The sequence below is a fragment of the Luteococcus sanguinis genome, assembly GCF_039527675.1.
Classification (GTDB): Bacteria; Actinomycetota; Actinomycetes; order Propionibacteriales; family Propionibacteriaceae; genus Luteococcus; species Luteococcus sanguinis.
The window spans coordinates 58,391-82,408 of the sequence record NZ_BAAAKI010000013.1; the positions used below are offsets into that span (position 1 = coordinate 58,391).

22 protein-coding genes are annotated in these 24,018 nt (G+C 68.1%); 10 read left to right on the top strand and 12 right to left on the bottom strand.

The window, feature by feature from the left end; translation table 11 throughout:
* Positions 1-110: 110 nt before the first annotated feature.
* Positions 111-1,820 carry a dihydroxyacetone kinase subunit DhaL gene (dhaL, locus tag ABD089_RS09525; protein ID WP_343886122.1) on the bottom strand — a complete coding sequence of 570 codons (1,710 nt, stop codon included), beginning with the start codon at positions 1,818-1,820 and terminating at the stop codon, positions 111-113.
* A gap of 88 nt (positions 1,821-1,908) precedes the next feature.
* On the opposite strand from dhaL, the gene ABD089_RS09530 reads away from it, so the two are divergent.
* Positions 1,909-2,943, top strand: a complete 1,035-nt coding sequence (locus tag ABD089_RS09530) for an alcohol dehydrogenase catalytic domain-containing protein (protein WP_343886124.1) — start codon at positions 1,909-1,911, stop codon at positions 2,941-2,943.
* A gap of 135 nt (positions 2,944-3,078) precedes the next feature.
* Here ABD089_RS09530 and nusB read toward each other — a convergent pair whose 3' ends face one another.
* Complete coding sequence (gene nusB, locus ABD089_RS09535; protein ID WP_343886125.1) at positions 3,079-3,585, bottom strand: transcription antitermination factor NusB; 507 nt, start codon at positions 3,583-3,585, stop codon at positions 3,079-3,081.
* Positions 3,585-4,148, bottom strand: coding sequence for an elongation factor P (gene efp, locus ABD089_RS09540; protein WP_343886126.1), 564 nt, complete (start codon positions 4,146-4,148; stop codon positions 3,585-3,587). The genes nusB and efp overlap by 1 nt, the downstream gene beginning before the upstream one ends.
* Positions 4,149-4,255: 107 nt before the next feature.
* Here efp and ABD089_RS09545 point away from each other — a divergent pair, with 107 nt between their 5' ends.
* The gene (locus tag ABD089_RS09545; RefSeq protein WP_343886127.1) at positions 4,256-4,927 is read left to right on the top strand and encodes a pentapeptide repeat-containing protein; all 672 of its coding nucleotides are present in this window, start codon (positions 4,256-4,258) and stop codon (positions 4,925-4,927) included.
* 169 nt (positions 4,928-5,096) lie between these two features.
* On the opposite strand, the gene aroB is transcribed toward ABD089_RS09545, so the two are convergent.
* Genes aroB through ABD089_RS09585 form a run of 8 tightly spaced genes read right to left on the bottom strand, consistent with a single transcriptional unit; the run spans position 5,097 to position 13,630 of the window.
* Positions 5,097-6,182, bottom strand: coding sequence for a 3-dehydroquinate synthase (gene aroB, locus ABD089_RS09550; RefSeq protein ID WP_343886128.1), 1,086 nt, complete (start codon positions 6,180-6,182; stop codon positions 5,097-5,099).
* Positions 6,179-6,793: a shikimate kinase gene (locus tag ABD089_RS09555; protein WP_386769650.1), complete on the bottom strand. Its 615-nt coding sequence runs from the start codon at positions 6,791-6,793 to the stop codon at positions 6,179-6,181. The genes aroB and ABD089_RS09555 overlap by 4 nt, the downstream gene beginning before the upstream one ends.
* Positions 6,786-7,979 carry a chorismate synthase gene (aroC, locus tag ABD089_RS09560; RefSeq protein ID WP_343886129.1) on the bottom strand — a complete coding sequence of 398 codons (1,194 nt, stop codon included), beginning with the start codon at positions 7,977-7,979 and terminating at the stop codon, positions 6,786-6,788. Before aroC ends, ABD089_RS09555 begins: the two co-directional genes overlap by 8 nt.
* 13 nt (positions 7,980-7,992) lie before the next feature.
* The gene (locus ABD089_RS09565) at positions 7,993-8,838 is read right to left on the bottom strand and encodes a shikimate dehydrogenase (RefSeq protein ID WP_343886131.1); all 846 of its coding nucleotides are present in this window, start codon (positions 8,836-8,838) and stop codon (positions 7,993-7,995) included.
* Positions 8,838-9,962: an endolytic transglycosylase MltG gene (mltG, locus tag ABD089_RS09570; RefSeq protein ID WP_343886132.1), complete on the bottom strand. Its 1,125-nt coding sequence runs from the start codon at positions 9,960-9,962 to the stop codon at positions 8,838-8,840. Before mltG ends, ABD089_RS09565 begins: the two co-directional genes overlap by 1 nt.
* On the bottom strand, positions 9,959-10,408 hold the full coding sequence (gene ruvX / locus ABD089_RS09575; protein WP_343886133.1) for a Holliday junction resolvase RuvX: 450 nt from the start codon (positions 10,406-10,408) through the stop codon (positions 9,959-9,961). Before ruvX ends, mltG begins: the two co-directional genes overlap by 4 nt.
* A 20-nt stretch (positions 10,409-10,428) precedes the next feature.
* A complete protein-coding gene (gene alaS, locus ABD089_RS09580; protein WP_343886134.1) occupies positions 10,429-13,110 on the bottom strand; it encodes an alanine--tRNA ligase in 2,682 nt (893 codons plus the stop codon).
* On the bottom strand, positions 13,097-13,630 hold the full coding sequence (locus ABD089_RS09585) for a DUF948 domain-containing protein (RefSeq protein ID WP_343886135.1): 534 nt from the start codon (positions 13,628-13,630) through the stop codon (positions 13,097-13,099). The genes alaS and ABD089_RS09585 overlap by 14 nt, the downstream gene beginning before the upstream one ends.
* A 120-nt stretch (positions 13,631-13,750) precedes the next feature.
* On the opposite strand from ABD089_RS09585, the gene ABD089_RS09590 reads away from it, so the two are divergent.
* The 6 genes from ABD089_RS09590 to ABD089_RS09615 all read left to right on the top strand — a co-directional run bounded on the left by ABD089_RS09590 (position 13,751) and on the right by ABD089_RS09615 (position 19,923).
* A complete protein-coding gene (locus tag ABD089_RS09590) occupies positions 13,751-14,911 on the top strand; it encodes a YihY/virulence factor BrkB family protein (protein ID WP_343886137.1) in 1,161 nt (386 codons plus the stop codon).
* 19 nt (positions 14,912-14,930) lie between these two features.
* A complete protein-coding gene (locus ABD089_RS09595; protein ID WP_343886138.1) occupies positions 14,931-16,409 on the top strand; it encodes an SDR family NAD(P)-dependent oxidoreductase in 1,479 nt (492 codons plus the stop codon).
* A 26-nt stretch (positions 16,410-16,435) separates the two neighbouring features.
* Positions 16,436-17,092 carry a hypothetical protein gene (locus ABD089_RS09600; RefSeq protein WP_343886139.1) on the top strand — a complete coding sequence of 219 codons (657 nt, stop codon included), beginning with the start codon at positions 16,436-16,438 and terminating at the stop codon, positions 17,090-17,092.
* A 109-nt stretch (positions 17,093-17,201) separates the two neighbouring features.
* The gene (locus tag ABD089_RS09605) at positions 17,202-18,104 is read left to right on the top strand and encodes an ABC transporter substrate-binding protein (RefSeq protein WP_343886140.1); all 903 of its coding nucleotides are present in this window, start codon (positions 17,202-17,204) and stop codon (positions 18,102-18,104) included.
* Positions 18,101-19,048: an amino acid ABC transporter permease gene (locus ABD089_RS09610; protein ID WP_343886141.1), complete on the top strand. Its 948-nt coding sequence runs from the start codon at positions 18,101-18,103 to the stop codon at positions 19,046-19,048. Before ABD089_RS09605 ends, ABD089_RS09610 begins: the two co-directional genes overlap by 4 nt.
* A complete protein-coding gene (locus ABD089_RS09615) occupies positions 19,048-19,923 on the top strand; it encodes an amino acid ABC transporter ATP-binding protein (protein ID WP_343886142.1) in 876 nt (291 codons plus the stop codon). The genes ABD089_RS09610 and ABD089_RS09615 overlap by 1 nt, the downstream gene beginning before the upstream one ends.
* 100 nt (positions 19,924-20,023) lie before the next feature.
* Here the strand turns inward: ABD089_RS09615 and ABD089_RS09620 are convergent, their stop codons facing one another.
* Positions 20,024-21,403 carry a replication-associated recombination protein A gene (locus ABD089_RS09620; RefSeq protein WP_343886143.1) on the bottom strand — a complete coding sequence of 460 codons (1,380 nt, stop codon included), beginning with the start codon at positions 21,401-21,403 and terminating at the stop codon, positions 20,024-20,026.
* Between the two features lie 102 nt (positions 21,404-21,505).
* Here ABD089_RS09620 and ABD089_RS09625 point away from each other — a divergent pair, with 102 nt between their 5' ends.
* Positions 21,506-22,984, top strand: a complete 1,479-nt coding sequence (locus ABD089_RS09625) for an amino acid permease (protein WP_343886144.1) — start codon at positions 21,506-21,508, stop codon at positions 22,982-22,984.
* Complete coding sequence (locus ABD089_RS09630) at positions 22,984-24,003, top strand: asparaginase (protein ID WP_343886145.1); 1,020 nt, start codon at positions 22,984-22,986, stop codon at positions 24,001-24,003. The genes ABD089_RS09625 and ABD089_RS09630 overlap by 1 nt, the downstream gene beginning before the upstream one ends.
* Positions 24,004-24,018: the final 15 nt, after the last annotated feature.

The window sequence follows — 24,018 nt, forward strand, 5'->3', positions numbered from 1 at the left end:
CTGGGGTCGGTGACATTCCGCCAGAACGCGCAGCTCACGGCGATCCGGTCCCGTGGCGGGACCGGATCGCCCTGAGCGGGCGATTTTGGCGGACGTTGACTCGCCAAGGGTCAGGCGACGGCCTTGGCGACCGTCTCGAGCACCAGCGCCAGGCTGGTGGCCCCGGGGTCGGGAGTGCCGACCGACTTCTGGCCCAGCGGACGGGCGCGGCCGAGCTTCGCGACCATGTCGGCGGTGGACTCAGCACCCGTCTGCGCCGCGGGCACCGACTCGGCGAAAGCCTGGGCAGCGGGCTTGCCACTCTCGATGGCGGCGACGAAGGCGTCGACCGCAGGCTGCAGCGCGTCGACCATCGTCTTGTCCCCCACCTGCGCTCCACCCAGGCGCTGCACCGATGCCAGCGTGGCGCGGGCTGCGCCAGCCAGCGTCGTGGTCTGCGGATCGTCGTCGTCGCCGAGCGCATTGCCCAGCGCTGTGAGAACGGCGCCCCACAGCGCGCCCGAGGTGCCACCGGCCGCATCGGACCAGGCGGCCCCGGCCCCACTCAACGTCGTCTGGACACCCGCCCGCTGACCGGTCAAATCCCTGGCTGCGGCCACGGCAGCTGCCGAGCCGCGGGCCATGCCGATGCCATGGTCTCCGTCGCCGGCCACCGCGTCCAGGTCACCCAGCTTCTCCTCGTTCTGCTTGAGCGTGGCCGCAACCTGCTCCAGCACCTGCGCGACACGGCCAGCCAGCGCCTGGGAGTTCTCGCTACCGGGACGCTCGACGGACGCCTTGATCGCCTCTTGCTGCAACTCGGTCTCGTCGCGCTCGACGTCCCCGATCGAGCCACGACGGTAGGCGGGGGTGTCGCAGGGCGCGAACCAGAACTTCTCCAGTTCCTCGTCCAGGAAGACCAGCGTCAGGCTGATGCCGGCCATGTCGAGGCTGGTGACGAACTCCCCCACCTCACCCTGGGCGATCACCAGTCCGGCCTCCCGCAGGTACTTCTGCACCGAATGCCAGACGACGAACATCTCCTCGTACTTGCTCGCGCCCAGGCCGTTGAGAAGCGCGACGACGCGCTGGCCGTCATCAGCAGGGTGGTCGGCGAGCAGGCCGTCGACGAGCAGCTTGGCGACCTCGTCGGCGGTGCCCAGCGGCGCTTCGTCGACGCCGGGCTCGCCGTGGATGCCCAGGCCGATGCCCATCTGCCCGCTCGGAACGGTGAACAGCGGGTGGTTCTGGCCGGGCAGGGTGCAGCCGGCGAAGGCGACGCCATAGCTGCGGGTGGCTTCGTTGGCCTTGTTGAAAACCCGCACCACCTCGTCGATGTCCAGCCCCGCCTCGCAGGCGGCGCCGGTGATCTTGAAGGTGGGCAGGTCGCCGGCGATGCCGCGGCGCTTGAGATGTTCCTGCGGCTTGGCCGAGGCGATGTCGTCGGTGACCAGCAAGGTGCGGGCATCGATCCCCTCACCGGACAGCCGCTCGACGGCCTGGCCGAAGTGCAGCACGTCCCCGGCATAGTTGCCGAAGCCGATCAGCACGCCAGCGCCGCGGTCGGCGGCCTTGCAGACCGAGTAGGCCTGAGCGCCCGACGGTGAGGAGAAGATGTTTCCGCAGACCGCACCGTCGGCGAAGCCCTGGCCGACCCAACCGGCGAAGGCCGGGTAATGGCCGGAGCCACCTCCGACCACCAGCGCTACCTTGCCCTGACGCGTCTTGGTGGAGCGGACGACGCCGCCGAAGACGGGCTTCACATACTCGCTGTAGGCGTCCGCGAAGCCGGCCACGGCCTCCGCGGGAAAGTCATCGGGATTGTTCACAAGACGCGTCATGGCTGTCTCCTTCGACAGGTGAGGGGTTCCGCGGGCGGATCAGGCCCCACGCTATGGCCGGGCCTGCACCTTGGCTAGGTTTGTGGACATGCGAGCAGCCGTCCTCCACGCCCCCGGCAACTTCGGTCTCACCGAGGTTCCCACTCCCACCCCCGGCCCCGATGAAGTACTCCTGCGCGTCGAGGCGACCACCCTGTGCGGCACCGATCTGCGGCTGATCAGCGGCGCCAAGACCGCGGGGGTTCGTCCCGGCGTTGTGCTGGGCCATGAGATCGCCGGACGCGTGGAGTCGGTCGGGGAGAACGTGGACGGCTACCCGGTCGGGGCGCAGGCCACCGTGTCCATCGTCGTCAGCTGCAACCACTGCGCGAATTGTCTGGCCGGGCGTGAGCACTTCTGCGAGAACCTCGAGTTGTTCGGCTACGGAATCGACGGTGGGCTGGCGGAGTACCTGCTGGTGCCCGCGCGCGCCGTCGCCAGCGGAAACGTCGTCCTGACCCCGGAGATGCCAGCCCGGACGCTGTGCCTGGCCGAGCCGCTGAGCTGCGTGCTGAACGGTGCATCGCAGTTCAACACCCAGCCCGGGGAGACCGTGGTGGTGCTGGGCGCGGGACCGATCGGGCTGTTGCACACCCAGTTGGCGCGGCTGCAGGGCGCGTCGAACGTGATCGTCACCAACCGCTCCGCGCAGCGTCGGGCCCTGGCCCTGGAACTCGGCGCAACTCATGCCGTTGACCCGACGTCGGAGGACGTCGCGGCCGTTGTCGGTGAGGTCACGAACGGACGCGGCGCGGACGTCGTCATCGTCGCCATCGGTGCGCTGGACCTGGCCAACCAGGCTCTGGAACTCGCCGGGACGGGTGGACGGGTGAACTACTTCGCGGGCTTCCCGAAGGGGTCGACGGCCGTGATGGACCCGAACCTGATCCACTACAAGGAACTGGTGGTGACCGGCGGCTCGAATGCGCGCCGTTCGGACGTGCATCGCGCGGTGCAGGTGCTGGCGAGCGGCGCCATCGACGCCGACAAGATCGTCACCCACACCTTCGCACTGGACGACGTCGACCAGGCGATCGAGGCGGTCGAGAACAAGCTCGGCGTCAAGGTGTGCGTGGAGCCCTGACCAGCAACAGCACCACCGGCACGTGGCCGAGGGCGGCGAAATCGGCCAGCCCGTCGTGGTGGAGGACGCCCATCACCGGTGCAGGCTCATCGGAAGCCCGACCGTCGCGGTCACGCGTGCCAGGTCACGACGCCGTCACTCGGACGCCCGGGTGCGGGCCACCTTCGCGAGCAGGCCATTCAGGAAGGGTGCGGAGTCGTCCGTGCTGAACTCCTCGGCCAGCTGGACGCACTCGGCGATGATGACCTGGGACGGCGTTTCGGTGTGGTCCAGCTCGTAGACCGCGATCCGAGCCAGGTTTCGGTCGACCCGGGGCATCCGCTCCAAGGGCCACTCCTCGGAGGCTGCCTCGCTGATCCGCTCGTCGATCTCGTCCCGGAAGGCCTCGACACCGCGGACGATGTCACGGGTGTACAGGCGCACGGGCGGCTCATTCGCCGCGATGCGCTCGTCCAGGGTCTCCAGCACGTCACGTCCGCGCAGTTCCGACTCGAACAGCAGGTCCATCGCCCGCATGCGGGCCTTGGTGCGGGTCGTGTGGTGAGGGTTCGGGACGACCGGGATCGGCTCCGGGGTGATCTTGAGCAGGTCGGGCCGCCCGGGAACGGGCTCCCCCACCAGCTCGGGATCGTGCGACGACATCAGTTGCTGACGCGCGAGAGGTAGGAACCGTCGCGGGTGTCGACCTTGATCTTCTCGCCGGTGGTGATGAACAGGGGCACCTGCACCTGCTTGCCGGTCTCCAGCGTGGCGGGCTTGGTGCCGCCGGTGGAGCGGTCGCCCTGCAGGCCGGGCTCGGTGTAGGTGACCTCGAGCTCGACGGAGGCGGGCATGTCAATGTAGAGGGGGGTGCCCTCGTGGATCGCCACGGTGGCGATCTGGTTCTCCAGCAGGTAGTCCTTGGCGTCGCCGACGGTGGCGTCCGGGATCGACATCTGGTCGAAGGAGACGGTGTCCATGAACACGAAGCCATCACCGTCGTGGTACAGGTACTGCATGTCGCGGCGGTCCACCGTGGCGGTGTCGACCTTGGTGTCGGAGTTGAAGGTCTTGTCGACGACCTTGCCGGTCAGGACGTGCTTCAGCTTCGAACGGACGACCGTGTTGCCCTTGCCCGGCTTGTGGTGCTGGAACCAGATCACCTGCCAGAGCTGACCGTCCAGGTCGAGCACCATGCCATTCTTCAGATCGTTGGTGGAGGCCACGAAACACCCTTTCAAGACGTCTGCCGCGAGTCGGCAGGTCAGTCTAACCCAAGCACCAGCGTGGACGCCCCCCGCCGGGACCTCCGCGGATGCGTAGGCTGCCCGGCATGTCGACGTCCCCGAAGCCTGCCACCGCCCCGAAACTCTCGCCGCTGCAGGTTGACCTGCAGCGCGTGGAACTCGTGGACGCGCAGCGGTTCGGGGACGACGAACTGGTCAGCGACTTGTCCTGCGCTCGCCTTGAACTGAGCGGTCTGCGCAGCGAGTTCATCGAGTTGTCGCAACTGCTGGCCGAGGGCGGCAGCCTGGCAGGCAGCCACTGGCGACGCACCAACTGGGTGGACGTGTCGATCAGCCACGCCGACGGCGCCAACGCGGTCTTCGACGAGTCGGGCCTGCACCGCACCTCGTTCACTGCCTGCCGCCTGACCGGTCTGGGCCTGCCCGGTTGCACCGCGCAGGACGTCACTTTCACCGAGTGCCGCCTCGACCTGGCGAACTTTCGGTTTGCCAACCTCAAGCGCGTCAGCTTCGTCGGCTGTGACCTGCGTGGCGCCGACTTCAGCAATGCCATGCTCAACGACGTCACCTTCGCCAACTGCACGCTGGACGAGGCGGTCTTCGACAAGGCCCGCTCCGAGCGCGTCCTGCTCGACGGCGGTTCGATCGTGGACGTGCGTGGGCTTGAGGGTCTGCGGGGCGCGCAGGTGCGCTCCGACCGGGTGCTCGACCTGGCCCGTTCGATGGCGCAGGCACTGGGTCTCGAACTCGTCGACTGATCGACTCGCGGGCTGGACCTGGTATGCAGCGCAGGTCACCAGGGCCCTGCGGTGTCACGTGCGCGCTCATGGCGATCAACACGCCCATGAAAAGGTCACCGCTGCGGGGACGATCAGAGCGGCGAAGGTTGGAGGCTGGGCGAAAGGCTCATGGCAGGAGCCCAGGCAACTACCGGGCCACGCCAGCCCAGCACTCCCGCAGGGCTTCCTCGTCCGGGCCGTCGATGATGGACACTCGACCGACCTCGGGGAGACCGACGAAACGGAGCTTCGCGCCCCGAGCCTTCTTGTCGAGCGACATGGTTGCGCGCAGGGTGTCGAAGTCGGCCCCGGAATAGGTGATCGGGAGTCCGACTGAGGTGAGCACGTCTCGATGTCGCTGGACGCTCGTCTGGTCGAGCCCCAGCGCGCGGGCCGAGAGTTCGGCGGCGAAGACCATGCCGACGCTGATCGCCTCGCCGTGACGCCAGGTGAAGTTCTCCTGCTTCTCGATCGCGTGGCCCAGGGTGTGGCCATAGTTCAGCTTCTCGCGTCCCACCCTGCCACCCACGGACGTCGACTCCCGCAGGTCGGCGCTGACGGTCTCGGCCTTGACGGCGATCCCTCGGGTGACGAGTTCGGCGAGGCGGTCACCACGCACGTCCAGCGCGTCGATCGGGTCGGCCTCGACCAGGTCGAGGATGACGGTGTCGGCGATGAAGCCGCACTTGATCACCTCGGCCAGACCGCTGACCACCTCGGGCGCGGGCAGTCCGTCGAGCACGGCCAGGTCGCAGAGCACGCCGCGCGGCTCATGGAAGGCGCCCACGAGGTTCTTTCCGGCCGGTATGTTGATGCCGGTCTTGCCGCCCACGGCCGCGTCGACCATCGCCAGGACGGTCGTCGGGACGCAGACATAGCCGACGCCGCGCAGCCAGGAGGCGGCGAGGAAACCGGCCATGTCGGTGGTCGCTCCCCCGCCAAAGCCGACGACGACGTCGGAACGGGTGAACCCTGCATCGGCCAGCGTGCTCCAGCCGGCAACGAGTTGCTCGGCGGTCTTGGCCCGCTCACCATCGGGCAGTTCGATGGGCGTGATGGTGCGCCCGGGGGCCTCCAACTGGCGGGCCAGTTCGCTCGCCCGGTCGGCCAGGGCGTGCGGGTGGACGAGCGCGACCCGAGCCGCATCCCCCACCAGCGCTGGGAGTTGGGTGAGCGCGCCGGCTTCGACGTGCACCTGGTAGGGGTTGTCCGCGTGAACCTCGATCGTCGTCATCGGGACTGCTCGCCAGGCTCGGGGAAGGTCTGGGGCGGCCCCTCGACAGGCTCGCCGAGGATATCGGGCTGCTCCGAGCCCGTGGCGGCCGGGAAACCCAGCATTTCCATCACGTCACGGGCCACCTGGTTGGGGCGGCGCCCGTTGGTGTCCACGCGATGGGTCGAGACCTGCTCGTACACGGGCAGGCGCTCGTTGAGCAGCCTCACCATCGTCGAATGGATGCCCTGACCGGCGAGCAGCGGACGGCTGTCCCCCAAGCCCACCCGACGGGTGGCCTGCGCGGCGCTGACGTCCAGCCACACCACGGTGTGTCGACCCAGCGCGTCCCGGATCTCCGGGCTCATCACTGCGCCGCCGCCCAGCGACACGACGCCGGGGCGCTGCAGGGCGCCCAGGGTCACCCGACGCTCCAACTCGCGAAACGCCGGTTCGCCGTCCTCCAGGAAGATGGCCGAGATTGGCTTGCCGGCGACCTGCTCGATCGCGGCGTCGACGTCGGTGAACTCGCACCCGGTGCGGCGGGCGAGCACGACCCCGACGGTCGACTTCCCGGCGCCCGGGGCGCCCACGAGCACAATCGTCTGGTCGGGGGGCAAGGGCTCAGCCATGGATGCGCAACCCCTGTTCGTCGACCCGCGCCAGGTAGGCGTCGATATTGCGTGTGGTCTCGCCCACCGAGTCGCCGCCGAACTTCTCCAGCAGGGCCTCCGCCAGCACCAACGCGACCATCGCCTCTGCGACGACGCCGGCTGCCGGGACGGCGCAGACGTCGGAGCGCTGGTGGTGCGCGCGCGCCGCCTCGCCGGTGGTGACGTCGATCGTGCGCAGCGCCTTCGGAACAGTTGCGATCGGCTTCATCGCGGCCCGCACGCGCAGCACCTCGCCCGTGCTCATGCCGGCCTCGGTGCCGCCAGCATGGTGGGTGAGTCGCTCGATGCCGTCGGCGCCAGGGACGATCTCGTCGTGGGCCTGCGAACCGCGGACGCGAGCCAGGTCGAAGCCGTCGCCGAGCTCCACGCCCTTGATGGCCTGGATGCCCATCAACGCGCCGGCCAGGCGCGCGTCCAGACGGCGGTCGCCCTGTGAATGCGAGCCCAGGCCCGGTGGCAGGCCCCAGGCCAGCACCTCGACGATCCCGCCGAGGGTGTCGCCCTCCTTGTGGCAGGCCTCCACCTCCGCCTGCATCAGCACGGCAGCCTCGGGATCGTTGCAGCGCAGGGGGTCGGCGTCGATGCGCTCCAGGTCGTCCACCGTCGGGAAGGTCTGCGCGGCCTTGACCGGGCCGAGCTCGACGACATGGCTCAGAACCGTGATGCCAGCCGCCTGCCGCAGGAAGTTCTTCGCCACCTGGCCAATCGCCACCCGAGCGGCGGTCTCGCGCGCCGATGCACGCTCCAGCAGCGGTCGCGCCTCGTCCCAGTCGTACTTCTGCATGCCGGCCAGGTCCGCGTGACCCGGGCGCGGACGGGTCAGCTTCTCGTTGCGCGCCAGCTGGGAGAGCACCTCCGGATCGACCTCGTCGGGGCTCATCACCTGCTCCCACTTGGGCCATTCGGTGTTGCCCACCATGATCGCGACCGGGCTGCCCAGGGTCTGGCCGTGGCGGAAGCCGGCGACCATCGTCACCTCGTCCGCCTCGAACTTCATCCGCGCGCCGCGGCCAGCGCCCAGACGACGCCGGGCCAGCGCATGGCGAATCTCGTCGCTGGAGACGCGGACGTGGGCGGGGATGCCCTCGATCGTGGCGACCAGCGCCTGCCCATGGGACTCACCGGCGGTCATGTAGCGCAACATGCCGGACAGTCTCTCAGAGGTCGCCGCGCCGCCGAAGTTCTTCTTGACCCGCAGAACGCAGCAGCTCGAAGTCCACCTCTCCCCCGGTCATCAGGCGCACCTGTTCGACGGCCTGACCCGCCAGCAGGTCCAGCCCGGTGATGACCGGACGGCCACCCTCGGCAGCAACCCGCGCCAAAGCGGTCGGCCAGGGGTGGTAGCTCACGTCGAAGACGGCCTGCGCGCTGGTGGCCAGCGGCTCGGCCAGTTCCGTCACACCCTTGGAGGGGACGGTGGAGACGAGCAGGTCAGCTGGCAGCACCTGACCCGACTCGAGCGGACGGACCCCGCAGACCATGCCCAGGCGGTTGGAGGCGAGATCCTTGAGCCCCGATGCGCGCTGCGGGCTCCTGGCCAGGACGAGCACCCGCTCGACGCCCATCTCCCGCAGCGCCACCACGGCCGACCGGGCCGTGGCGCCGGCCCCAACGACGGTCGCGGAATCGGCGGATTCGATGCCCGCGGCGGCGAAGGCCGTCAGGAAGCCACCCACGTCGGTGTTGCGCACGACGGGTCGCCCCAGCTCTGGGTTGTTCAACACCAAGGTGTTGGCCACGCCGGTCAGCTCGACCAGCTCGTTGGCCTCCCCCCAGCCCCGGATCGCCTCCTTGTGCGGCATCGTGACGCTGAGCCCGCGCCACGACCCGTCGAGATGGCCGACGAAATGGTCCAGTTCCTCGGGGGCGAGGTCGTGGGCGTCGTAGGTCCAGTTCAGCCCGAGCTCGCGGTACGCGGCCCGGTGCAGGGCCGGCGAGAGGGAGTGACCGGCCGGATGGCCGATCACCCCGCACTGGAATGCGGAGTCTTGCGAGTCAGGCATCAGCCGGTCGGGCAGCCGGACTTGTCGGTGGCCTTCTTGCACCAGGCCTCGAAGGCCGCGACATTCTTCTGGTGCTGCTGGAAGGTCTTGGCGAACTTCGTCTCGCCCGTCTCCAGATTCACCGCCACCCAGAACTTGTAGTCGGTGTCGGCGGGGTTCAGTGCCGCCTTGATCGCCGCCTCGCCCGGAGACCCGATGGGGCCCGGGGGCAGCCCCTGGTACAGGTAGGTGTTGTACGCGAAGTCCTTCGTGGTGAAGTTCGCCGGCAGGGGCTCGTCGTTGGGGATCTTCAGGCCGTAGTGCGCCGTCGAGTCGAGTTCGAGCTTGTCGCCGTCATCCAGACGGTTGTAGATCGCGCTGGCGACCATCGGCAAATACTCCGGCTTGTTCACCTCGCCCTCGATGATCGAGGCGACGGTGATGATCTCTTCCGGGCTGCGTCCCAGCTTCTCCGCCTTGGCGACCAGGTCGTTGGTCTTCGCCACGGCCTTGTACTGGGTCGACATCAGCTTGAGGATGCTGGTCGCGGTCGGCTTCTGGCCGATCTCGTAGGTCTCGGGGTACAGGAAGCCCTCGGGGTCCTTGACATAGGACGGGTAGCCGACGACCTTCGGGTCATCAAGCAGCTTCTTGAAGCTCGCCACCGGGATCTTGGTCTTCTTGCTGATCAGCGCCAGTGAGTCATCCAGCCACATGCCCTCCGGCACGGTGAGCTGGTTGCGGACGACGTGTTGCCCATCCAGCAGGAAGGCGATCGCATCGGCCGCGGGGATTTGCGTGGCCAGCTTGTAGTAGCCCGCCTGGATCGACTTCGACTGCTCGTTGCTCTCGTAGGCCTTGTTGAAGGCCTTGCGCGACTTGATGATGTCGTTGTCGAGCAGGGTGTTGGCGATGTCGGCGCCGGTGCTCTCCTCGACGATCTGGATCATCACCGGGGTGCCGCCGGGGCCGGGGTAGTCGTCCGCGGTCTTCCACGAGGTGTAGGCGTCGCTGGCCTTGGAGTAGGCGAACCACGCCCCGGCGAACAGGACCGCGAGGCTCAGCAGCACCGCGAAGGCGCTCCGCCCGTGGTAGCCGATCTTCTTCCAGTTGGTGTTGCCGTTGTTGTCGGTGAACAGGCTCAACTCCGCGTCCCCTTAGAACCTTGGGCCAGTGCTTGTTCCAATATGGCAACTGCCGCCATCTGGTCAATCATGCCCCGCCGTTGGCGGGAGTTCTTTCCTGCTTCCGCGAGCCGCTGGTGGGCGGTCGCGCTGGTGAGGCGTTCGTCGACGAGCGTGACGGGCAGCGGTGCGAGCGCGGCGGCCAGCTGCTCGGCCACCTCGCGCATCGCCAGCGCGGCTACGCCTTCTGCACCGCGCAGGTCGATCGGCAGCCCGAGCAGCACCTCCACCGGTTCGTACTGGGCCACCACCTGCTGCACCCGTCGCAGGGTCTGCGCCGGGTCCTTGGGCAGGTTCTGGATCGTGTCGACCGGGTAGGCGAGGACCCGGCCGGCATCGCACGCGGCGACGCCGATCCGGGCCTTGCCCCAGTCGAGCGCGACGAGCGCGCCAGTTGTCGTCAGCAAGAGGTCGGTTTCTCGGGGGGTCAGCCGGCCAGGGCCTGCTCGACGGCCTTCAATGCGTCCACGGCACCGGCACGATTCGTGCCACCGCCCTGCGCCAGGTCGTCCTTGCCACCGCCACGACCACCCAGCAAGGGGGCTGCGGCGCCGATCAGCACACCGGCCTTGGCGCCCTTGTCTCGGGCGGCGGGGCTGGTGGCGACGATGATGGCGGGCTTGTCGTCCGTCCCACCGACCAGCGCCACGACCGACGCGACGTCACCGAGGCGTCCCCGTAGCTCGGTGGCCAGGTTGCGCAGCTCGTTGCCGCCCACCCCGGGAACCTGATGGGTGATGACGGTGTAGCCATTGACGTCGTGCGCACCGGCCAGGATGTCGCCGATGCCGGCCAGAAGCTGCTGGGCCTTGAGCTCGGCGATCTGCTTCTCGGCATCCTTCAGCTGCGCGACCATCCGCTCGACGCGTTCGGTGAGCTGGTCGGGCTGGGTCTTCAGCACATCGGTCAGCTGCGCCACCAGCGCGCGCTCGGCGGCCATGTGCTTGAAGGCGTCGGTGGAGACCAGCGCCTCGACGCGGCGAGCGCCCGAACCGATCGACTGCTCACCGACCAGGGTCAGCATGCCGATCTGGGAGGAGTGCGCCACGTGGGTTCCACCACACAGCTCACGGCTCCATGGCCCCCCCATCTCGACCATCCGGACGATGGCGGGGTACTTCTCCCCGAACATCGCCATCGCGCCCATCGCCTTGGCATCGTCGAGCTTCATCGACTGTGCCGTGACCGCCAGGTCGTCGCGGATCGCGATGTTGCAACGCTCCTCGAGCTCGGCCTTCAGCGCATCCGACAGGCCGTGCTGGGAGGAGTAGTCGAAGCGCAGGTAACCGGGCTTGTTGTACGAGCCGGCCTGGGTGGCCGTCGGGCCGACGAGCTCACGCAGGGCGGCGTGCACGACGTGGGTTGCGGAGTGCGCCTGGCAAGAGCCGAGGCGGTGGAAGGGGTCCACGGTCGCGTCCACCGCAGACCCGACGCCGAACTCGGCGCCCTCGGGGACGATGACCTTGTGGACGATCAGGCCGGGCACCGGACGCTGCACGTCCACGACGTCGAGGCTGACGCCGTCGATGAACAGGCTGCCCGCGTCGGAATCCTGCCCGCCGGACTCGGCGTAGAAGGGGGTCTCGCCCAACACCAGTTCGACGGTCTGGCCGGCGGTCGCGCGGTCTGCGACCCGTCCGTCCGCCACGATGCCGCGCAAGGTGGTGGAAGCCGCCAGGTCGGTGTAGCCGAGGAAGGGAGTCTCGCCCTGTTCGCGCAGCTGGCTGTAGGCCTCGGTTGAGACCGTGCCGCCCTTCTTCGCCTTCGCGTCGGCCTTGGCGCGGTTGCGCTGCTCGGCCATCAGCGTCTTGAACTGGTCGACGTCGACGTCAAGCCCTTGCTCCGCGGCCATCTCGAGGGTCAGGTCGATCGGGAAGCCGTAGGTGTCGTGCAACTGGAAGGCCTTGTCACCTGACAGGGTCTTTTGGCCCGCTTCCTTCGTTGCGGTGGAGGCGAGGTCGAACAGCTGGGTGCCCGAGTTCAAGGTGCGCCGGAAAGACTCCTCCTCGGCGGTGGCGGCGGCGATCACGCGGTCCCACTGGGCGTCGATGTCGGGGTAGCTGGTGTGCATCAGGTCGCGGCTGGTGGTCAGCAGCTCCGGCAGCACCTTGTCGGTGACGCCCAGCAGGCGCATCGCACGGATGGAACGGCGCAGCAGGCGGCGCAGCACATAGCCGCGCGCCTCATTGCCGGGCGTGACGCCGTCGCTCATCAACATGAGGCCGGAACGCACGTGGTCGCCCACGACGCGCAGGCGGACGTCGTCCTCGCCATTGGCGCCGTACTTCTTGCCCGCCATTTCGGCGGCCTGCTCGATCACCGGGAAGACCTGGTCGATCTCGTACATGTTGTCCTTGCCCTGGAGCAGGTAGCTGATTCGCTCCAGGCCGGCACCGGTGTCGATGTTCTGCGTGGGCAGCTGGCGGGCGATGTCGAAGTCGTCCTTGGCGCGGACGGCCGACAGGTCCTCCTGCTGGAAGACCAGGTTCCAGATCTCCAGAAAGCGGTCCTCGTCCGCCTCGGGCCCACCGTCGGCACCGAACTGCGCGCCGCGGTCGATGTAGATCTCCGAGCAGGGGCCGCCGGGGCCGGGCACGCCCATGTTCCAGTAGTTGTCCTTCAGCGAGCGTCCCTGGATGCGTTCGGCGGGGATGCCTACCGACTTCCAGTAGCTGATCGCGTCCTTGTCACCCTCGGGGTAGTCGGGGTGGAAGCCGGGGCCGAGCACGGTCACCCAGACCTTGGACGGGTCGAAGCCGAAACCGCCGTTGTGCTGCTCGTTGGTGACCAGTTCCCAGGCGAACTCGATCGCCTCCTTCTTGAAGTAGTCGCCGAAGGAGAAGTTGCCGAGCATCTGGAAGAAGGTGCCGTGGCGGGTGGTCTTGCCCACCTCCTCGATGTCAAGGGTGCGGACGCACTTCTGGTTGCTCACCGCGCGCTTCCACGGGGCGGGTTCCTCGCCGGTGAAGTAGGGCTTGAAGGGCACCATGCCCGCGTTGACGAACAGCAGCGTCGGGTCGTTGTAGAGCAGCGATGCGCTGGGGACGACGGCATGCCCGTTCTTCTCGAAGTAGTCGAGGTAGGTCTGCGCGATGTCAGCGGCTTTCATGGTCGTCCCTGTTCTTGATTGACGTGCTGGGCTTGTTGGACGTGATGGGCTTGTTGGACGTGCTGGGCGTGCCAGCGGAATCGGGGGTGGTGCGGTCCCCCACCCTACCGGCCGGCAACTCCCCGGCCGGGAGCCGGACGCGGCGACGGCGGCGACGCACATTGCCGGCGACGGTTGAGACTGCACTGGCGCCCTTGCCGACCACCTCGGCGGTCTTGACCAGCGGGGTGGAGACGACGGTCGAGACGTCGGCGGCCTGCTTGGTCATGGCGGACGCGTTCTGGCTCATCCGGGTGAGTTCCTCGGTCACCTGGCTGAGCCGGGCGATCTCGTCGGTCGTCGTCGTGACGGTGCCCTTCAGCTCGTCCAGGATGGGTGTGGTCGACATCCCCAGGTCCTTGACGACGGCGCGCAGTTCGTCCAGCACGCCGCCGAGCTTCAGCAGCGGGACGGCGCACAGGCCGACGAAGACGATCGCGGCCAGCGCCGCGAGCAGACCGGCCACCTCACCGACGGACATGACAGCTCCTCCCTTGTTCAGCCATCAGCCGAACCTGGACGAGCGTAGTGCAAAGCGACTGCGCAGCATCGTTATGGTCGATCCGAAATCCAGCGAATCCCAGTGCGCGGAGGCACCCCCATGACCGAACAGCACACCACCGACGAGACGCGGGCGAAAGACGCCCGGGCGCCCCACCCGGACGATGCGCGCAAGCCCGCATCTCCCGCGGACCTCAAGCCCGTGGGCTGGAAGTTCACCGCGAAGAATGCCTGGCGCGAGTTCGGCTCCGACCAGTGCACCGACCTGGCCGCGGCGTTGACCTACTACACGGTGCTGGCCCTGTTCCCCGGGCTGATGGCGCTGGTCTCGTTGCTGGCGCTGTTCGGGCAGTCGGAGGGTGGCATCGAGCAGCTGATGAACATCGTGCGCCAGCTGGCACCGGCCGATGCGATCAGCCAGATCGAGGGTCCGCTGACCCAGATGGTGAACTCTCGCGGTACCGGGCTCGCGCTGGTGATCGGCCTGTTGTCGGCGCTGTGGTCGGCGTCGGGTTATGTGGGTGCCTTCGGTCGCGCGATGAACCGCGTCTACGAGGTCAGCGAGGGTCGTCCGGTGTGGAAGCTGCGCCCGGTGAACCTGGCCATCACCGTCTTCTGCGTGCTGGTGGCAGCGTTGATGCTGGTGGCGCTGGTCGTCAGCGGTCCGGTCGCCGAGGCGATCGGGAACACGTTGGGTGTCGGCAACACGCTGGTGACGGTGTGGTCCATCGCCAAGTGGCCGGTGATGCTGGCCCTGGTCGTGCTGCTGGTCGCGGTGCTCTACCACTTCACCCCGAATGTCCGTCAGCCCAAGTTCCGCTGGATCTCGGTGGGTGCCCTGGTCGCGATCGGCGTCTGGCTCATCGCCTCCCTCGCCTTTGCGCTCTACGTCTCGAGCGCGGGCAACTACTCCAAGACCTACGGCGCGCTGGCGGGCGTGATCGTCATGCTGTTGTGGATCTGGCTGACCAATCTGGCGCTGCTGTTCGGCGCCGAGGTCGACTCTGAGCTGGAACGGGCCCGTGAGCTGCAGGCGGGGATGCCCGCGGAGCAGAGCCTCCAGCTGCCGCCCCGGGACACCTCCGGCATCGAGAAGACCGAGAAGAAGCAGGCCGCGGCCGAACAGGAGGCGCGCGAGGTGCGCCTCAACTCCGGCAGCTCTCCGGTGGCGGCCTCCCGCCGTAACGAGAAGGCCAAGCAGAAGGGAAAGGGTCCCGACGGCAAGGATCTCGACGAGGACGGGTTCGTCCTCGAGGAGTGACGCAGCCTAGGATCACCCGGTGCCTGACACTGCCCCTAAGCACCCCGAGCCACTCGAGGGGATTGATCCAGCAGACCTCGACGCCCTCGGGCGGATCCTCGATGAGTTGGCTGCCCTGCCCCCGGACCACCCCGACCAGGTTGCCGCCAAGGTCGCCTTCAACCGCTTTCGCCGGCAGGTGCGTCAGGCTCGCCAGCGCGCCTACCGCCAGCCGATCATCGACGCGGACAATGCGGTGCTGGCACTGACCGCGACCGGCGCCCCACAGCGGATCGACGACGAGACCGCCGGCATCCCGCTGGTGTCCTCGGCTCCCGGAGCCGTCGCCGGGACACTGATCGAGCCGCGCGACTGCTACATCTGCAAGACCGACTACACCCAGGTCGACGCCTTCTACCACTGGCTCTGCCCGGCCTGTGCGGCGAAGTCACACGCCAAACGCGACCAGGGCACGGACCTGACCGGACGTCGTGCGCTGCTCACCGGCGGACGCGCGAAGATCGGCATGTACATCGCCCTGCGCCTGCTGCGCGACGGCGCCGACCTGACGATCACCACCCGCTTCCCGCACGACGCCGCGCGGCGGTTCGCGTCCATGCCCGACTCTGACCAGTGGATCGACCGCCTCGGCATCGTCGGCATCGACCTGCGAGACCCAACCCAGGTGGTGGCGCTGGCCGACGAGGTGTCGGCCCGCGGACCCCTGGACATCCTGATCAACAACGCCTGTCAGACGGTTCGGCGCTCGCCGGGCGCCTACACGCACCTGGTGGAGGGTGAGAAGGCGGCGCTGCCGAGTGATCGTCCGATGCCCCGGATGCTCACCTTCGACCGGATCTCCGAGGCCCACCCGGCATCGCTGGTCGGCGCGGGAGGCTCGCTGAACGGGGAACTCGCCAGCCAGTCGGCCGCCTCGATGACCGCCCTGGCATTGGAGGCCGGGCATGCGTCCCTGGAACGCCACCTGGCTGGCACCGCGCTGGACGCGGGCGGACTGCTTCCCGACCTGGCGAGCATCAACTCGTGGACCAAGACCGTCGACCAGGTCGATCCGCTGGAGATGCTCGAGGTCCAGCTCTGCAATGCAACCGCCCCGTTCATCCTGGTCAGCCGGTTGCGTGAGGCGATGCGCCGGTCGCCCGCGCGGCGCAAGTACGTGGTCAACGTCTCCGCGATGGAGGGCCAGTTCGGACGTCGGTACAAGGGCGCCGGCCACCCGCACACCAACATGGCCAAGGCCGCGCTCAACATGATGACCCGCACCAGCGCGCAGGAGATGTTCGAGACCGACCAGATCCTGATGACGGCGGTCGACACCGGCTGGATCACCGACGAGCGTCCGCACGACGAGAAGCTGCGGATCGCCGCCGAGGGCTGGCACGCACCACTCGACCTCGTCGATGGTGCCGCGCGGGTCTACGACCCGGTCGTCCAGGGCGAGCACGGCGTCGACCTGTACGGGGTCTTCCTGAAGGACTACGAACCCTTCCCCTGGTGACCCCTCCGGGATGATGGGATGGGCGCATGCGGACCCATTCGATCACCGTCCTGGCCGCCTCTGCCTGCCTTCTGCTGGTCGCGTGCTCGGGCACCGATAGCGCCACCCCCGGGAGCAGCGCCGGGAGCACGGCCACTGGTTCGGTCGCCACCAGTCCCCCCAGCGCCAGCTCCATCCCCGCGGCGCCGACGACATCATCCCCATCAGCCACGGCGAGCGCACCGAGCAACGCGGCGGCCCCCACGGCGTCCGCGACGCCGTCGGCGTCCAGCGCATCCCCGGCCGCCGAAACCAGTGTGCTGACGCAGGTGGACGCCGCGCTGTTCAAGCAGTCCACCGGCTACTACTTCGTGAGCCCGTCCGGGCACCTGCACTGCGGACAGCTCGAGGTCGAGACGGGGACGTTGACCGGCTGCCAGTCCGACCGCGTCGTCGCGAACCTGCCGAAGTGCAGCCGTCCGACCATGGACTCCGCACCCATCGTCACCTTGTCGGTGGATGGCGCGAAGGCCGACTGCACCAGCCAGGGGGTGTTCAACGTCGAGAAGGCCCGCGTGCTGCGGTACGGCCAGCGGCTCCAGCTGGGCGATGTCACCTGCACCTCGCAGTTTGACGCGGTGACCTGCACCGACCAGTCCGGGGCGTCGATCACGGCGTCCATGCAGGCCTTCCGCGCCCACTGAGGCAGCCGGAGGCACTCCCGTCCGAGCCAATCGACATCCGGACGCGATTTGGGGAACGAATCTTGCGGTGGGACGATGGCGAGTCGCATCTCCCACCGAAGGATTTGTTGTGAAGCACCCCTGTCGGCTCGCCGTGCTCGCGAGCCTCCTCCCGCTGGCCGCTACGGTCGGCTGCTCCAATGCCCTGGAGACCTCCGGCTCGCCCGTCGGCGCCTCGGGCGCTGCCACCGCGTCCATCGCACCGATCACCCCCGACGCCGCGCTCACCGCGAAGCTGCCGGCGAAGGTGCAGTCGGCGAAGAAGATCGTGATCGGCACCAATGCGACCTACAAGCCCAACGAGTACACCGAGGGCGACAAGATCGTGGGCATGGACATCGACCTGTACGACGCCGTCTTCGAGAAGATGGGCGTGGACGTGCAGTGGCAGCAGTCCCCCTTCGACCTGATCATCACCGGCGTCCAGGCCAGCAAGTACGACGCGGGCGTCTCCTCCTTCACCATCACCGCCGAGCGCGAGAAGTCGGTGAACATGGTCAGCTACCTCAATGCCGGAACCCTGTGGGCCGTCAAGGCGGGCAACCCGCTGGGCATCGACCGCACCAAGCCCTGCGGCCACACCATCGCCGTCGAGACCGGCACCATGCAGTACGACGAACTGGCCGCCCTGCAGAAGACCACCTGCACGGCAGACCCGATCGACATCAAGAGCTTCCAGGAGCAGGCCGACGCCACCACCGCGGTCATCTCCGGGCGCGTGGACGCGATGAGCGCCGACTCGCCCATCACCGACTATGCGATCCAGACCGCGGACGGTGCGATGGAGGCGCTGGGCGAGTCCTATGACTCCGCCCCCTATGGCATCGTCCTGCCCAAGGCCGACACCGAGCTCGCCGAGGGCGTCAAGCAGGCGCTGGAGGCACTCAAGGAGGGCGGCCAGTACGACGCCATCCTCGCCAAGTGGGGCCAGACCGACGGCGCCATCGACTCCTTCGAGGTGAACCCCGTATGACCACGTCCTCGACCAACACCTCGTCCGCTGGCGCGGCCGAGCGTCCCGGGACGATCGACGCGATCCCCGTCCGGCACCCCGGTCGCACCATCGCGAGCGTGATCGTCGGCCTGCTGGTGCTGATGCTGGTGCACCAACTCGCCACCAACCGCGGCTTCGACTGGCCCTTCACCATCTTGGCGATGCGCCAGACGCCCGTGTTCATGGGCTTCGTCATCGGCACCTGTCTGGTGACGGTGCTGTCGATGGTGCTGGGCGTCGCCGGGGGCGTGCTGCTGGCCGTGATGCGGATGAGCCCCAACAAGCTGCTCTCGGGCGTCGCCTTCGCCTATGCCTGGTTCTTCCGCTCCATCCCACGCTACGTGCTGCTGATGATGATGGGAGCGCTGGGCTACTTCTTCCCGAATGCGCAGATCGGCATCGGCATCCCCTACGACCAGCAGATCCTGCACCTGTTCGGGCTGTCGGGTTCCCTGCAGCCCTGGCACCTGGACGCGAACCGCCTGTTCAGCGGTTTCTTCGGCGCGATCATCGGCCTGGGCATGAGCGAGGCCGCCTACATGTCCGAGGTGGCGCGCGCCGGCATCCTGTCGGTCGACCGCGGGCAGCTGGAGGCCGCGACGGCGCTCGGCATGAACCGCAACCAGGCGATGCGACGGATCGTCCTGCCCCAGGCAATGCGCGTCATCGTCCCGCCGATGGGCAACGAGACCATCGCCATGTTCAAGGACACCTCGCTGCTGTCGGCGCTGCCGCTGACCACGGAGCTGTTGTGGCAGCTGCGCCTGATCGGCACCAACTGGTACAAGATGATGCCGGTCTATGTCGCCGCGACGCTGTACTACCTGATCACCACGACGATCCTGATGATCGGGCAGTCATGGCTGGAGAAGCGGTTCGGACGCGGCCACTCGCCGCTCAGCTACACGGGAAGCGACCACTGATGAGCCAGAACGCCCAGAACCTCCAGAACCTCCAGAACGACCAGAACCTCCAGAACGACCAGAACCTCCAGAACGACCAGATCGTCCAGGACGACCAGACCGGCCGGACCCCGGGCGAGGTGCAGGTGCGTGCCCTCAATGTCCACAAGAACTTCGGTGACCTCGAAGTGCTCAAGGGCATCGACCTGGACGTGCACCGCGGTGAGGTCGTCTGCCTGTTGGGGCCGTCCGGCTCGGGCAAGACGACCTTCCTGCGCCTGATCAACCAGATGGAGACCCTCACCGGCGGACGCATCTGGGTGGACGGTGAACTGATCGGCATCGAGGAGCGCGACGGGAAGCTCTACCGACGCACCGACGCCGACATCGCCCGGCAACGTTCGACGCTGGGCATGGTCTTCCAGAAGTTCAACCTCTTCCCGCACAAGACCGTGCTGGAGAACGTCACCGAGGCCCCGATCGTCGTCAAGAAGCTCGCCAAGGCGGACGCGGAGCGGCGTGCCCGCGAGCTGCTGGCACAGGTGGGCCTTGACGACAAGGAGTCCGCCTATCCCTCGCAGCTGTCCGGGGGCCAGCAGCAGCGCGTGGCGATCGCCCGCGCCCTGGCGATGGACCCCGCCATCATGCTCTTCGACGAGCCCACCTCTGCCCTCGACCCCGAGCTGGTGGGCGAGGTGCTGGCCGTGATGCGTGACCTGGCCGCCAAGGGCATGACGATGGTCGTCGTCACCCACGAGATGGGCTTCGCCCGCGAGGTCGCCGACCGGGTCGTCTTCATGGACGGTGGTGTCGTGGTCGAGCAGGGCAGCCCGGACGAGGTGCTGTCGAACCCGAAGCAGGAGCGCACGAAGGCCTTCCTGGCCCGCGTCAGCTGATCTGCGGCGAGGCCCCCTGAAGACCTGGAGTCTGGGTGCAGCTCGGCGAATGGAAGGTTCCATCTGCTGAGTTGCCCACGTTTTCAGGGCTGCCGGCGGCTCAGCCGTCGCGTCCCAGGAGCTGCCGGATCGCGGCCATCCTTTCGGTGATCTGCGCCTCGTGGCCGTGGTCGGTGGGCTGGTAGTAGCGCTGGTCGACCAGCTCGTCGGGCAGGTACTGCTGCTTGGCCACGCCGTGAGCGTGGTCGTGGGCGTACCGGTAGCCCCGGCCGTGACCCAGCTTCTTGGCGCCGGCATAGTGCGCGTCGCGCAGGTGCTCGGGGACCTGGCCGATGCGTCCGGCATCGACGTCGGCCATGGCGGCTCCGATCGCCGTGGTCACCGCATTCGACTTGGGTGCCATGGCGACCGCAACCGTCGCATGGGCCAGCGTGAGCTGGCCCTCGGGCATCCCGATCATCTGGACCGCCTGGGCGGCCGCGACCACTGTCTGCAGCACACCAGGGGCAGCCATCCCGACGTCCTCGCTGGCCAGGATGATCAACCGGCGGGCAATGAAACGCGGATCCTCCCCGGCCGACAGCATCCTGGCCAAGTAGTGCAGCGCAGCGTCCACGTCGGAACCGCGGCACGACTTGATGAAGGCGCTGATCACGTCGTAGTGCTGGTCGCCGTCCTTGTCGTAACGGATCGCGGCCCGGTCGACGGCCTTCTCGACCACCTCGGGCGTGATGACGTCCGAGCCGATCGCCTCGGCACCAGCCGCGGCCTCCTCGACGAAGGTCAGCACCCGGCGCGCGTCGCCCCCCGCAAGCCGCACGAGCGTGGAGCGCGCCTCCGTGTCGATGCTGAACAGGCCACCCTCGCGGGTCCGGAGCCCCCGCTCGTCGGTCAGTGCGCGGTCGAGCAGGGACGCGATGTCGTCGTCGGTCAGGGGCTTGAGGGTCAGCAGCAGCGAGCGGGACAACAGCGGCGAGATGACCGAGAAGGAGGGGTTCTCCGTGGTGGCCGCGATCAGCGTCACCAGCCGGTTCTCGACGGCGGGCAGCAGGACGTCCTGCTGGGCCTTGCTGAAGCGGTGCACCTCGTCCACGAAGAGCACCGTCGGACGTCCGTGGGCCAGTTCCTTGCGGGCGGTCTCCAGCTCGGCGCGGACATCCTTGACCCCGGCCGTCACCGCGGACACCTCGACGAAGCGTCGGTTGGTGGCGTGTGAGACGACGGCGGCGATCGTCGTCTTGCCGACCCCGGGTGGTCCCCACAGGAAGACCGACATGGCGGCGGTCCCCTCGGCCAGACGCCGCAAGGGCGAGCCGGGTGCCAGCAGGTGCTGCTGGCCGACGATCTCGTCGATGGTGCGCGGGCGCAGCCGGACCGCCAGCGGCAGCTGATCATGGCTGGCGCCAGTCAGCGACCCTCCCGTCGCAGAAGCTGCGGGCGGAAGGTCGCTGGGGTCTGGGTTTCCGAACAGGTCCGTCATCGCCGACGAGCCTAGTCGCCGTGACCCGCCGACGGTGCCTGCACCAGAACGCCCTAGTGTTTGACCGTCGCACCAGCCACCGCATCCCACCCCGGAGGGCCGATGAGTACAACCGAACCCGCACGCACGGCACCCATCGCGCAGGACAAGTCCGACCATGGCTACGAGAAGCAGCTGAAACCCCGTCACATCCGGATGATCGCCATTGGCGGCTCCATCGGCACGGGGCTCTTCCTCGGCGCCGGCGGACGACTGGCCGCCGGCGGACCGTCGCTGGCCTTCGTCTATGCCGTCTGCGGCATCATCGCCTTCCTGATGGTCCGGGCACTGGGCGAGCTGACGATCCATCGTCCGAGTTCGGGAGCCTTCGTCAGCTATGCCCGGGAGTTCATGGGCGAGAAGGGTGCCTACGTCACGGGCTGGCTCTTCTTCCTGGACTGGTGCACCACGGTGATGGCCGACATCACGGCCGTCGCCCTCTACGTCCACTTCTGGACGATCTTCAGTTCCATCCCACAGTGGGTGATCGCCCTGGTCGCGCTGGCCATCGTGTTCACGATGAACATGCTCAGCGTGAAGTTCTTCGGCGAGTTCGAGTTCTGGTTCGCGATGATCAAGGTCGCCGCCATCGTCGGCTTCATGCTGGTGGCCGTGTACTTCATCGCCACCGGCCACGAGGTCGCCGGCAACACCCCCGGCTTCGGCACCATCACCTCCCACGGCGGCTGGTTCCCCAACGGCATCGCCCCGATGGTCACCCTCGCGCTGGGCGTCGTCTTCGCCTTCGGTGGCACGGAGATGGTCGGCGTCGCAGCCGGCGAGGCCGAGGACGCGGAGAAGATCATGCCGGGCGCCGTGAACTCGATGATGTGGCGCATCGGTCTGTTCTACGTCGGCTCCGTGGTGCTGTTCACCATGCTGATGCCCTGGACCGCCTACTCCAAGGCCGAGTCGCCCTTCGTCACCTTCTTCAACGCGATCGGCGTGCACAACGCCGGGTCGATCATGAACCTGGTCGTGCTGACCGCCGCGCTCTCGTCGCTCAACGCCGGCCTGTACGCCACCGGACGGACGCTGCGCTCGATGGCGGTCGCGGGTTCCGCGCCCGCCTTCGCCGCTCGGATGAACCGCTTCAACGTTCCCTTCGGCGGCATCACGATCACCGCCGGGCTCGGCCTGATCGGCGTGCTGATCAACTACGTCTACCCAAGCCAGGCCTTCGACATCGTGATGAACCTGGCCGGCATCGGCATCGCCGGCACCTGGATCTCGATCATGGTCAGCCACTGGATCTTCGTGAACAAGGCCAAGCAGGGCCTCTACGCACGTCCCAAGTACCGCCTCTTCTGGGCTCCGTGGACCAACCTGGTCACCATCGTCTTCCTGCTCGGGATCATCGTGATGATGTGGTTCGCGGACGACATCGGCAAGCCCACCATCGGCCTGTTCGCCCTGATCGCGCTGCTGATGGTGGCCGGTTGGTATGTCGTCCGGGGTCGGATCGACTCCGACCTGCTGGAGACCGGCATCTTGTCCGGCGACCCGGTCGAGGCGGAGATCGAGCGCGAGGATCGCCCCTGATGGCCACCACCGGACGGGTGTTGGTCATCTACACCGGCGGAACCCTGGGCATGGTCGAGACCGACCAGGGCTGGGCTCCCGGCGCCGACCTGGACGGCTGGCTGCGCGAGCTCGTCGCCCGCGAACTGCCCGGCGTGGCCTTCGAGCTGGTCAGCCTCGAACCGCTGATCGACTCGTCCAATGCCCGTCCCCAGGAGTGGCAGCGGATCGTGGACGCGGTGGAGTCACGCGCGGATGAGTTCGATGCCTTCGTCGTGCTGCACGGCACGGACACGCTCGGCTTCAGCGCCGCGGCCGTCCACTTTGCCCTGCGCGGCACTGGGCGGACGGTGGTGCTGACCGGGGCGCAGCGGTCCCTGGTGCTGCCCGACAGCGATGCGCCCGCCAATGTGTCCGGCGCGATCCGGGCCGCCCTGCACCCTCGGGTCTCTGGGGTCTCGATCTACTTCGACCGCACCCTGGTTGCGGGCCACCACGCCACCAAGATCTCTTCCGAGGACGACCACGCCTTTGACAGCGTCAACCTGCCGCCGCTGGCGACCATGACGCACAACGGACGACTCGTCGTCCGCGACATCGAGCCGGCGGCGAGCATGGCGGGCGGCGCGCCAACCCCAGGCCCGCGCAAGCCCTACCGTCCGGTGGACCTGGTCGTGCTGACGCTGCACCCGGGGCTACAGGCCTCGCGCGTCCGGTCTTTGCTGACCCCCGCCCCCGAGGCCGTGGTGCTGCGGGCCTACGGCACCGGCAACGCCCCCGACGACGACCCGGAACTGCTCGACGCGCTGCAGCAGGCCAACGACGCCGGCACCGTGCTGGTGGTCACCACCCAGTGCCCCCACGGTGGTGTGCACCTCGGTCGGTACGCCGTCAGCCAGGGCCTGTTGTCGGTGGGTGCGGTCTCCGGTGGCGACTTCACCTCGGACGCGCTGGTGGCGTGGGTGACCGACCTGCTCAGCCAGGGGCTTTCCCCCGAACAGGTGAGGGAAGCGATCAAGCAGCAGACACACACGCACTGATCCGCGTCCGTGGTG